General features: G+C 73.0%; 10 protein-coding genes. 6 read left to right on the top strand and 4 right to left on the bottom strand.

What is annotated here, in order from left to right:
* Together UW392_RS39310 and UW392_RS39305 are read left to right on the top strand one after the other, a co-directional pair.
* Nucleotides 1-257, top strand: a 257-nt coding sequence (locus UW392_RS39310; protein WP_320780039.1) for a universal stress protein, incomplete at its 5' end; no start/stop codon positions are given.
* A 132-nt stretch (nucleotides 258-389) separates the two neighbouring features.
* Nucleotides 390-2,753: a GH92 family glycosyl hydrolase gene (locus UW392_RS39305; RefSeq protein ID WP_320780038.1), complete on the top strand. Its 2,364-nt coding sequence runs from the start codon at nucleotides 390-392 to the stop codon at nucleotides 2,751-2,753.
* A 19-nt stretch (nucleotides 2,754-2,772) separates the two neighbouring features.
* On the opposite strand, the gene UW392_RS39300 is transcribed toward UW392_RS39305, so the two are convergent.
* Both UW392_RS39300 and UW392_RS39295 read right to left on the bottom strand, forming a co-directional pair.
* On the bottom strand, nucleotides 2,773-3,417 hold the full coding sequence (locus UW392_RS39300; RefSeq protein WP_320780037.1) for a response regulator transcription factor: 645 nt from the start codon (nucleotides 3,415-3,417) through the stop codon (nucleotides 2,773-2,775).
* Complete coding sequence (locus tag UW392_RS39295; protein ID WP_320780036.1) at nucleotides 3,414-4,619, bottom strand: sensor histidine kinase; 1,206 nt, start codon at nucleotides 4,617-4,619, stop codon at nucleotides 3,414-3,416. The genes UW392_RS39300 and UW392_RS39295 overlap by 4 nt, the downstream gene beginning before the upstream one ends.
* A 159-nt stretch (nucleotides 4,620-4,778) precedes the next feature.
* Here UW392_RS39295 and UW392_RS39290 point away from each other — a divergent pair, with 159 nt between their 5' ends.
* The 3 genes from UW392_RS39290 to UW392_RS39280 all read left to right on the top strand — a co-directional run bounded on the left by UW392_RS39290 (nucleotide 4,779) and on the right by UW392_RS39280 (nucleotide 7,508).
* Nucleotides 4,779-5,393 carry a VanZ family protein gene (locus UW392_RS39290; protein ID WP_320780035.1) on the top strand — a complete coding sequence of 205 codons (615 nt, stop codon included), beginning with the start codon at nucleotides 4,779-4,781 and terminating at the stop codon, nucleotides 5,391-5,393.
* A gap of 55 nt (nucleotides 5,394-5,448) precedes the next feature.
* On the top strand, nucleotides 5,449-6,132 hold the full coding sequence (locus UW392_RS39285) for a DUF4232 domain-containing protein (RefSeq protein ID WP_320780034.1): 684 nt from the start codon (nucleotides 5,449-5,451) through the stop codon (nucleotides 6,130-6,132).
* 188 nt (nucleotides 6,133-6,320) lie between these two features.
* Nucleotides 6,321-7,508: a hypothetical protein gene (locus tag UW392_RS39280; RefSeq protein WP_320780033.1), complete on the top strand. Its 1,188-nt coding sequence runs from the start codon at nucleotides 6,321-6,323 to the stop codon at nucleotides 7,506-7,508.
* A gap of 7 nt (nucleotides 7,509-7,515) precedes the next feature.
* Here UW392_RS39280 and UW392_RS39275 read toward each other — a convergent pair whose 3' ends face one another.
* Nucleotides 7,516-9,357 (bottom strand): ABC transporter ATP-binding protein, encoded by a 1,842-nt coding sequence (locus tag UW392_RS39275; protein WP_320780032.1) that lies wholly within the window; start codon nucleotides 9,355-9,357, stop codon nucleotides 7,516-7,518.
* A 116-nt stretch (nucleotides 9,358-9,473) separates the two neighbouring features.
* Nucleotides 9,474-9,872 carry a helix-turn-helix domain-containing protein gene (locus tag UW392_RS39270; RefSeq protein ID WP_320780031.1) on the bottom strand — a complete coding sequence of 133 codons (399 nt, stop codon included), beginning with the start codon at nucleotides 9,870-9,872 and terminating at the stop codon, nucleotides 9,474-9,476.
* A 147-nt stretch (nucleotides 9,873-10,019) separates the two neighbouring features.
* Here UW392_RS39270 and UW392_RS39265 point away from each other — a divergent pair, with 147 nt between their 5' ends.
* On the top strand, nucleotides 10,020-10,631 hold the full coding sequence (locus UW392_RS39265) for an FMN-dependent NADH-azoreductase (protein ID WP_320780030.1): 612 nt from the start codon (nucleotides 10,020-10,022) through the stop codon (nucleotides 10,629-10,631).
* Nucleotides 10,632-10,688: the final 57 nt, after the last annotated feature.

Below are 10,688 nucleotides of genomic sequence, written 5' to 3'. Positions count from 1 at the left end.
CCGCGCTGGTGGCGACGGCGGACCGGGAGGACGACCTCCTCGTGGTCGGCGCCGGGCGGCGCGGCCCGCTGCGCCGCGCGCTGCGCCCGTCGGTGAGCCGGCACGTCCTCGCCCACGCGGTGTGCCCGGTCCTCGCGGTACCGCCGTCGCCGCTCCTGGGTGCGCTGGAGGCCGCGCACCGCCGCGACTTCTGGCGCCTGCCGCTGGACACGGGGCGGACGGCCCGGGACTTCGGCGACCGGACTCCGGAGGCGTGAGCCCCGGGCGAGGACGCGTCCCGGCGACGGCATCCCCGCGCTCCCGCTCATTGACGGACGGGCGCCCCGCGGCGAAGATCGACGGGCATGTCCGCGACACCTGTGACAACGTTGTCGAACGAGAGGATCGCGATGAGAGCGCTGAAACGCGCATTCACCGCCGCCCTGGTCTTCACGACCGTGGCCGCCGCTTCCACCGTCTCCGGCGTGGCCGGCGCCGCCGAGGACAGAGGGGCGCGGTTCGCCGCCGACCCCACCATGCTGGTCGACACGTCGATCGGCAACAACGGCGACGGGACCACCTTCCCGGGCGCGGCCCGCCCGTTCGGCATGGTGCAGCTCAGCCCCGACACCCAGCTGAACAAGTACGCCTCGTACGACTACGCGCAGGACACCATCCTCGGCTTCAGCCACACCCATCTCTCCGGTGTCGGCTGCCAGACGATGGGCAACATCCGGTTCATGCCGACCACCGGCGCGGTGACGTCGTCCGATCCGGCGTCGTACGGCGCGAAGTTCAGCCACGACCACGAGACGCGCTCGCCGGGCTACTACGGCGTCGAGTTCGACAACGGCATCCGGGCCGAACTGTCGGCGACGGAGCGGACCGGCCAGCACCGCTACACCTTCCCCGCCGGGGCGGACGCGGAGAACGTCCTCATCGAAGCCGGGCAGAGCAACGGCAGCACCTACGCGGGTGACGTCCGGGTGGTCGGCGACGACACGGTGGAGGGCTGGGTCCAGGGCGGCAACTTCTGCGGCGAGACCGGCAAGGAGCGCTACCGGGTCTACTTCAGCGCGAAGTTCGACCGGTCCTTCGCCGGGTTCGGCACCTGGAGCGACGACACCCTCACCCCGGACCGGCGGGAGGCGTCGCGCGGCAGCGAACGCGCGGGAGCCTGGCTGACGTTCGACCCGGACGGGGGCAAGCGGGTCGGCGCCTCGGTGGGCATCTCCTACACCTCGGCGGACGGGGCGCGCCTCAACCGCGGGGCGGAGCAGCCGAAGTCGTTCGACCGGGCGCGCGCGTCCGCGCACGACGCCTGGCGGGAGGAGCTGAACCGGATGCGGGTGGCCGGCGGCAGCACCGCCGACCTGCGCACGTACTACACCGCGCTCTACCACTCGCTGCTGCACCCGTCGATCGGGTCCGACGTGGACGGCCGCTACCGCGGTTTCGACGACAAGGTGCACCGCGGGGACTCGACGTACTACCAGATGTTCTCGCTGTGGGACACCTACCGTTCGCAGAACCAGCTGGTGGCGCTGGTCCACCCCGACAAGGCCGCCGACATGGCGAAGTCGGTGCTGCGGATCTACCAGGACGGCGGCTGGCTGCCGCGCTGGGGGCTGGGCAACGGCGAGACCAACGTGATGAGCGGTGACCCCGTCACCCCGTGGGTCGTCGACCTCTACAACCGCGGGCTCCTCGACGACCGGACCGCCCGTCAGCTGTTCGCCGCCCTGTGGAAGAACGCCAACGAGGTGCCCGGGGACCAGTCCGTCTTCCGCGGCCGTGACGGCAACCCGTCGTACCTGGAGAACGGCTGGGTGGCCTACCGGAACCTGCCCGGCTACAAGTTCGGCGACAGCCGGCAGTCCGGTTCGGCCACCCTTGAGTACGCACTCGGTGACTGCGCGCTGTCGACGATGGCCGACGGGCTCGGCCACCGGGCGAAGGCCGCCGAACTCGCCTCGCGCTGCGACAACTTCGCCGAGCTGTGGGACGCGGACGTCACCTCGCAGGGCCACACCGGGTTCCCCGTGGCGCGGAACGCGGACGGCACCATCGCGGGCGACCCCGACCCGACCACGTCGGGCGCCTTCCACGAGGGCACCGCGTGGCAGTACCAGTGGCTCGCCCAGCAGGACCCCGAGACCCTCTACGGCCTGATGGGCGGCGCCGACGCGGCGGAGCGGCGGCTCGACACCTTCTTCGACCTGCCGACCGTCCTCACCGATCCGGCGAAGGCCGCCTCGGACTCCTGGGTGACCGGCGCCTACGACTACCACAACAACTTCGCGTTCAACCCGAACAACGAGCCGGACTTCCACGCGCCGTGGATGTACGCGTGGACCGGCTCGCCGTGGAAGACCTCGGCGGTGCTGCGCGCGCTGCGGACGCTGTACACGGACGACCCGTACGGCATGCCCGGCAACGACGACCTCGGTTCGACCTCGTCGCTGCTCGTCTTCGCGATGGCGGGCGTCTTCGAGGCGCAGCCCGGGTCGGCCACGTACCTGCTCTCCGCGCCGATGTTCGAGAAGGTCGAGATCCGCCCGGAGGGCGGCCGCACGATCCGTGTCGAGGCCCCGGGCGCGGACGCCTCGAAGCTCCAGTACGTCTCCTCCGTCCGCACGGACAAGGGCCGGACGGACCGGAGCTGGCTGTCCCACGCGGAGCTGCTCCGCGCCGGGACCGTCGAGATCCGGCTCTCCGACGAGCCGACGCGGTGGGGCGTGGACGCGGCGCCGCCCGCGGTCGCCGGTCACTGACGGGACGGGCCTCGCCCGGTCACCGGGTGAGGCCCGACTCCCAGGCCCAGGCGGCTATCTCGACGCGGTTGCGCAGGCCGAGCTTGGCCTGGATGTTGGTGAGGTGGGTCTTCACCGTGCCCGCGCTGATGTGCAGGGCGGTGGCGACCTCCGTGTTGGTGTGGCCCCGGGAGACGAGGGCGGTGACCTCCGTCTCCCGTTGGGAGAGCGGTGAGGGGCGGGCCGGGGCGGCGGCGGGGCGTGCGAACCGCTGGAGCAGGCGCACGGTGATGGATGGGCTGATGAGGGCCTCTCCGGAGGCGGCGCAGCGGACGGCCTCGGCGAGCAGCCGGGGGCCCGCGTCCTTGAGGAGGAAGCCGCAGGCACCGTGGTGCAGGGCCTGGTGGACGTACTCGTCGTCGTCGAAGGTCGTCACCATGACGACCTTCGGGGTGTGCGCGGCACCGGAGCGGTGCAGGTGTGCCAGCGCCTCGATGCCGTTCAGCCGGGGCATGCGGATGTCCATGAGGACGACGTCGGGGCGGTGCTCCTCGGCCTGCTGGATCGCGGCGACCCCGTCGGCGGCCTGGGCGACGACCTCGATGTCGTCCTCGGCGGCCAGGATCATGGCCATGCCGGTGCGGACGATGGTCTGGTCGTCCGCGAGGAGGACACGGATGGTCATCGCAGGGCCTGTCTGAGGGGAAGGGGCAGGGCGAGGTCGACGCGCCAGCCGGCCTCGGGGCCGGGGCCCGCGGTCAGTGTGCCACCCGCGGCCTCGGTGACCTCGCGCAGGCCCCGCAGACCGTAGCCGGTGCCGTCGGCCGGGCGGGAGTGTCCGTCGTCGCTGATCCGGGCGGTGACCCGGCGCCGGGACACGTCCAGGTGTACTCCTACGGCGGTGCAGTCGCGGGCGTGTCTGCGGACGTTGGTCAGTGCCTCCATGACGACGCGCTCGACGAGGTTCGCGGCGTCCGCCGGGAGGTGGCCGGCCGGGCCTGACTCGGTGAAGCCGACGTGTGCGCCGGGCAGCCGGCAGCCGGTGACCAGGGCGCGGACGGCGTCCGTGCCGGGTGTCCGCGGGTCCGGGACGGTGTCCGCGCGCAGGGCGCCGACCATCCTGCGCATGGCGGTCAGCGCCTCCGCCCCGGTCGCCTCGATCAGCTCCAGGGCGTCCCCCACCGCTTGCGGTTTCCTGGCGGCGACGGCACGGGCGCCCTGGGCCTGGACGACGATCCCCGATATGTGGTGCGCGACGAAGTCGTGCAGGTCGCGGGCGAATCCCAGGCGCTGCTCCAGCCGTATCCGCTCCTCCCGCCGGTGCCGGGACAGGGCGACGAGACGGCCGGTGAGTCCGGCGGCGAGGGCGCCGCTGGCCAGCAGCGTTCCGATGAGCGCGAGGATGCTGCTGCCCTCGCCGACCTCGACGGCCAGCGGACGCAGGACGACGGCGGTCAGGAGCAGCGGCAGGGCGACGGCGGTTCCGGCCGGGGACCCCCGCCGTGCGGTCAGGAGCAGCAGCACGATCAGGGCGGCCGGTTCGAAGAAGGTGTAGGTGTCGGAGGCTTCGTCGATCACCGCGCCGGAGGCGGCCGCGTGGCGCAGCGCGAGCGAACAGGCCAGTGACACCGCGGCCACACCGACCGCCGTCCACGCCAGCACCGCGTGCGGCAGCCGGATGCCGGCGGCCGGGAGGACACCGGCCGCCGCCACCGCCGTGGAGACGTACAGCGTGATGCCGGTGCCCTGGTGTCCGAGGGTGCCGTAGCCCACGTCGAACAGCAGGGCCAGGCCGAGCCCGCAGAGCAGGAGGGCGCTGCCGACGAACCGGCCGACGGCCGCGGCACGGGGCGATCCGAGCAGGGTGAACCACGGTGATCTGAGCACGGTGAGCACTGTAATCGGGCCTCCGGTCCGCTCCCCTCTGCCGAAAGTCGTAGCCGTCCGCCGGGAATTGGATCTTTCGGCAGATCCGCGGGAGCCGGTGCGGGGCGGAGGCTGAGGGCACGTCAGCACCGCTCGTCCCGACCGAAGGACCCGCCCCTCATGGACATCCGGTACACCGTGGAATCCGCTCCCGTGCTCGGCCCGTCGCTCGTCCTGTTCGCCGCCGGCACCGCCGTCCAGGTGTGGCGCGACGTGTGGAACGTGCGCCGCGCCCTGCTCCAGCTCGCCGCCGCCGTCTACGTGGCCGCCGTGCTCTCGCTGACGGTGTTCCCGCTGGACGTGACCTGGGGCGAGTACGCCAACCAGGCTCCGTGGACCGGGCAGATCAACTTCGTTCCGCTGCTGACCGCGGACGTCACCGCCGTACCCAACGTCCTCATGACGGTCCCGGCCGGGTTCCTGCTGCCGCTGCTGTTCCGGGGAGCCACCTCACCGCGGCGGGCGGCCGTGCTGACCGCGGTGCTGAGCCTCACCCTTGAGGCCACCCAGCTGCTGTCGTACATCGCGCTCAACAACGGGCGTTCCGTGGACGTCAACGACCTCCTCGCCAACACCCTCGGCGGGCTCCTCGGATACCTGCTGGTGAGCCGCGCCCTGCGGGTGCCGGCCCTGCGCGGTCCCCTCCTCGCGGCGTCGCTGCCCCGGTCGGCGGCGCTCCAGGAGGACCGCCGGCGCACCGCGGGCACGGTCCCGGCCCCGGCCGTCCGCCCCTGAATCCCGTCCCGACACCTCACTTCGATCACCACTGCTCACGAAGGAACACATCACCATGAACCGCCGTCTCCGCAACGCTCTCGTCGTCACCGCCGCCGTCGCCTCCGGCTTCCTGACGGTCGCCTGCGAGGAGGACACGTCCGGGGCGTCGACCGACACCGGTTCGGCGTCCGAATCGGCTCCGGCGTCCGCGTCCGCGTCCGAATCGGCACCGGAGTCGGAGTCGGGATCGGCGTCGCAGTCGAAGCCGGAGGCGGAGGCCGACACCGGCTCTGGCTCCGACACCGGCTCCGGCTCCGGCTCCGGTGAGGAGGCCGCCGCGGACAAGTCCGGCTACGGCCAGTCCTGCGGCACCAACGACCTCTCCTGGAGCGCCGAGGAGGTCACCCAGGGCGGCGGCTACTACCGGATCGCCGTCAAGGCGAAGTCGGGCATCACCTGCGTCCTGCCGGGCGGTCTGCCGGTCGTCGCGTTCGGTTCGGGCGGTACGGAGGCCGGCCCCGCCGAGCAGGTGGCCGGCGAGGAGATCACCCTCTCCGGCGGTACGACGGCGTACGCCGGGGTCAGCCCGAAGAGCACGAGCGGCGACGGCGGCACCGAGTACACCACCGTCATCGTCGCCACGGCCTCCGACGACCCGGACCCGCTCTCGCTCCAGGTCGGCAGCGTCCTCGTGGAGGAGCCCGTCGTCACCAACTGGCACACCGACGCCGGGGACGCCGTCCCCTTCACCTCCTGAGCACCGCCCCGACCGGCCCGGGGGTCGTCCGTCCGGACGACCCCCGGGCCGTCCCCATGGGTCCGCGCGTAGGGCCGGGCGGCCGACCGGCCGCGTGGGCGGGCGGCGGGACGATGGGACCGGTCCACGCCCACGTCCCGCACGTCCCCCACGTCCCCCACGTCCCCCACGTCCCCCTGGAGTGTCCGATGCAGCGCCGCACACCGTACGTCCGGCACGCCGTCCTGGCGTGCGCGGCAGCCGCCGTGCTGGCCACCGGCTGCACCGCCGCCGGCACCACTGCCACCGGCACCACTGCCGGCACCCCTGACGCCGACGCCGGGCGTCGCCCCGCGTCGACGCCACGGACGACGTCTCCGCCCGACGGCCGGCCCACCGCCCGCCTTCCCGAAGGCACCCTCCTCGTCACCGACTTCGGCGCGGACACGGTCACCTTCGTCGACCCCGACCGGGGGCCGCTCGGCTCCGTGGAGGTGGGCACCGCCCCCTACGGCCTCGTCGTCGACGAGGGCGGACACGCGTGGGTGACCACCGCCGAGGGAGTCGCCGTCGTCGACACCGAGCGGCGTGTGCGGGTGGCCACCGTCCCGTACCGGACCACCGGCCTGGGCCCGGCCACCGGCGGCGAGTACCGGGGCGGCGGGATGGGCATCGCCCTCTCCCCGGACGGCCGGCACGCCTACGTCGGGGTCAACGTCCCCTCCGGCGACGGCGCCCTGGAGACCGTCGACACCGCCCGCCGCGAGGTCACCGCGAGCGTGCCCGTCGGCCGCCGCCCCTTCGACGTGGACGTGGCGCCCGACGGCGGCGAGGTGTACACCACCGACCACGACTCCTTCGGCGTCACCGCCGTACCCACCGGCGGCGACGGCGCGGCCGACGGCGCGCCCCGGCGGATCGAGGTCGCCCCCTACGGCACCGAGGGCGGCCTCGGCTCCTGGCTCAAGCCGCACTACGCCGTCGTACGCCCCTCCGACGGGCGGCTGCTGCTGCCCTTCGAGGGCGAGCGTCTGGTCGTCCTCGACCCCGTCACCGGCCGGTACGTCACCGAGCCGATGACCGCCGGCACCCACCAGCACGGCGCCGCCCTCACCCCGGACGGCACCCTCCTCGTCGTCGGCACCGGTCCCGTCGACCCGGCCGAGGACGCGGGGCCCTCCCTCACCGTGCGCGGACCGGACGGCGAGGAGACGGTGATCCCCCTCGACGGCCCCCACGAGAACGTCGCCGTCTCCCGTGACGGCCGTACCGCGTACGTGACCGGCGGGTTCACCCGGGACGGCTACTGGAACGGCATCACCGTCGTCGATCTCGGCAGCCACGGGACGCGCCGGCTGGACGCGGGGGAACGGCCGTCGGGCATCGCCGTGCTGTGACCGCCGGTCAGCCGGCGGGGGCGGTCTCCGGGACGTCGTCGGCGGCGGCGGCCGGTCCGGCGTTCTCGCCGAGGAAGCCGCCCGACTGGTGCCGCCACAGCCTGGCGTACGCGCCGCCGGCGGTGAGCAGTTCCGCGTGGGTGCCCTGCTCGACGACGCTCCCGTGGTCGAGCACGACGAGGCGGTCCATGCCGGCGACGGTGCTCAGCCGGTGGGCGACCACCAGGGCCGTCCGTCCGTCCATCAGCCGCCACAGCGCGTCCTGGACTAGGAGTTCGCTCTCCGAGTCCAAGGCGCTGGTCGCCTCGTCCAGCAGCAGGATCGGGGCGTCGCGCAGGAGTGCCCGCGCGAGGGCGACGCGTTGGCGCTGGCCGCCGGAGAGTTTCACGCCGCGCTCCCCCACCAGGGTGTCGAAGCCGTCGGGGAGCTGCTCGGCGAACTCGGTGACGTGCGCGGCCTCGGCGGCGGCACGCACCTCGGCGTCGGTGGCGCCGGGCCGGGCGAAGGCGATGTTCTCCCGCAGGGTGCGGTGGAACATGGCGGGGTCCTGCGGGACGTAGGCGATGAGGGAGCGCAGGTCGGTCTGGCGCAGCCGGCTGATGTCCTGGCCGCCGATCAGGATGCGCCCGGAGTCGAGGTCCGCCATCCGCAGCAGCAGCCGGGTGAGGGTGGTCTTGCCGCCGCCGGACCTGCCGACCAGCCCGATCCTGGCGCCGCCGGGCACGTCCAGGTCGAGCCCCTGGAAGATCGGCTCGGCGCCGGCGTGGGCGAAGGCGACGGCCTCGAAGCGGACGCCGGTGTCCCGGGGCGCGAGCGGCTCGGGTCCGGCGGGGTCCAGGACGGTGGGCGGGTCCAGCAGCAGCTCCGTGAATTGCGCGGCCTCGGTCATCGAGCTCTCCAGACGCCGGTAGATCTGGTTGAACTCGAACATGATCTGGGTGGCGTTGGAGTAGTAGGTGAAGGCGACGACGATGCCCTCCACGCCCAGCCCGGGGCCGCCGAACGCGACGGCGACGAGCAGGCCCAGCACGTTGGTCAGCACGGACATGGGGGCGACCAGGGTGTCGACGCGCAGGTTGCCGTAGTCCCACGACGCGAGGGTCAGGCGGCGTGAGTCGGCGACGCGGCGGCGGTGTTCGTCGGCCTCCCGGCGTTCGGCGGCGAACGCCCGGATGGTCTCCATGTTGGAGAGGCTGTCGGCGACGTGTCCGGAGACCCGGGCGACCGCCGCCTCGCGGTCGTGGACGAGGGCCTGGCGGCGGCGGATCAGCGGGGTGGCGCCCAGCGCGGTCAGCGCGATCATCAGGAACAGGCCGGCGACGAGCAGCGGTTCGTACCGCCACAGCACGACCGCGCCGAACACCAGCGGGACGAGGCTGCCGACGATCCGGTAGGTCATCGTGTCGATGAAGTCCTCGAAGCGCTTGCCGAAGCTGAGGACGCGCTTGGTGAGGGAGCCGGCGAAGTTGTCGTGGAAGAACGCCGCGTCCCGGGCGAAGAGTTCGTCCATGCCGAGGACGTACAGGTCCTCCATGCCGAGGGCCCCGACGCGGTTCAGGCAGTGCTGCCCGATGCGCCAGACGGCCTCGGCGAGCAGCAGTACGACGCCGAAGCCCAGGACGTAGGGCAGCGCCGAGTGGAGGGTGAGTCCGCCGTCGGCGGCCTGTCCCGCGAGTTTGGCGACCAGCAGGGGCGCGACATAGCGGATGCCGATGTTGCCCATGGCCGGAAGCAGCAGTGCGGGGAGGGTGTACTTGCGGAGTCGGAGGAGTTCCCGGCCGTAGTGGCGCAGGGAGAGAACGACCGCTCCCCTGCCCGGAGTCGGTCCGTGTACGTCGTTGTGCCCCATCACACTCCCGGAGGTCGGAACTCGGAAGCTTCCCTTCCCGACCGCCCGGCAGTCCAGGCATTTACCTCGCAGCGGCGATAACCGGACATCACCGCCCCAAGGCGGTACGACCGGTGTCAGACGTCCCGGGGTGCCGCCGCTCCCGGCCCGCCCAGGCCGGAGCAGGCGCCGTGTTCACCGTCGGCGAGGAACCGGTCGGCCCAGCTGCCCAGCGCCTCCAGGGCCGGCCGCAGCGCCTCCCCGGCGGACGTGAGCCGGTAGCAGACCCGCAGCGGCGGCCCCTCGTCCACCTCGCGGGTGACCAGCCCGGCCTTGCCGAGTTCGGCGAGGCGGTCGGAGAGCATGCGCTCGCTGATTCCGCCGATGGCGCGGCGCAGCTCGGCGAAGCGTCCCGGTCCGCTCATGAGGCTGGCCAGGATGACGCCGTTCCAGCGCTTGCCCAGCAGGGTGAACACGCGTTCGACTCCGTCGTCCACCCCCGAACACTGCCCGGCGTCCTGCCGCTCCGTAGTCATGCGCCCATAATACTGCTCCCTCTTCACCTACTGCAGAAAAGTAAGCTACTGTGTATTTCCAAGCAGCTAACAAAGCTGCTGTACGGCGTTCCCGCGCCGTTCCGCCCACCGCGCGCACCGCGCGCGACCGTCCCCGAGGAGCCCTCCATGGCCGTTCTGCTGCACGTCGACTCGTCGCTGTTCCCCCTGGAGAACTCCGGGTCCCGCCGGCTCACCGACGCCTTCCGCCGGAGCTGGGAGGAGGCCCACCCGCAGGGCAGCGTCGTCTACCGCGACCTGGCCGCCGCTCCGGTGCCGCACCTGGACGCCGCCACCGTCACCGCCGGGACCCTCCCGCCGCTGCGCGAGGAACTCATCGCCGAGTTCGAGAAGGCCGACGTCGTCCTCATCGGCGCGCCCATGTACAACTTCACGATCCCGTCCACCCTCAAGGCGTGGCTGGACCAGATCATCCTGGCGGGACGGACGTTCGGGCCCGGCGTGGAGCCGTCCGGGAAGCACGCCGTGGTCGCGGCCTCGCTCGGCGGCTCCTACGGTCCCGGCACGCCGCGCGCGGGCTTCGACTTCGACACCACCTACCTGGAGAAGGTGCTCGGCGGCGGGCTCGGCATGCGGGTGGAGGTCATCACGCGCGAGCTGACGATGGCTCCGGTCAACCCCGCCATGGCCGAACTGGTGCCGCAGGCCGAGGAGTCGGCCCGCCGGACCCTGGAGCGGGCCACCGCTTCCGCGCGGGAGCACGCCGCGCTCGTCGCCTGAACGCGTGGTCCCGGGGCGACCGGCCGGCACCGGCCGCGCGGCCTGCCGCCCGGCCTG

Source organism: Streptomyces sp. CRN 30 (genome assembly GCF_034105845.1).
Note: the sequence above shows the minus strand (reverse complement) of the source record. Positions and strands in the feature narration are given on the sequence as shown.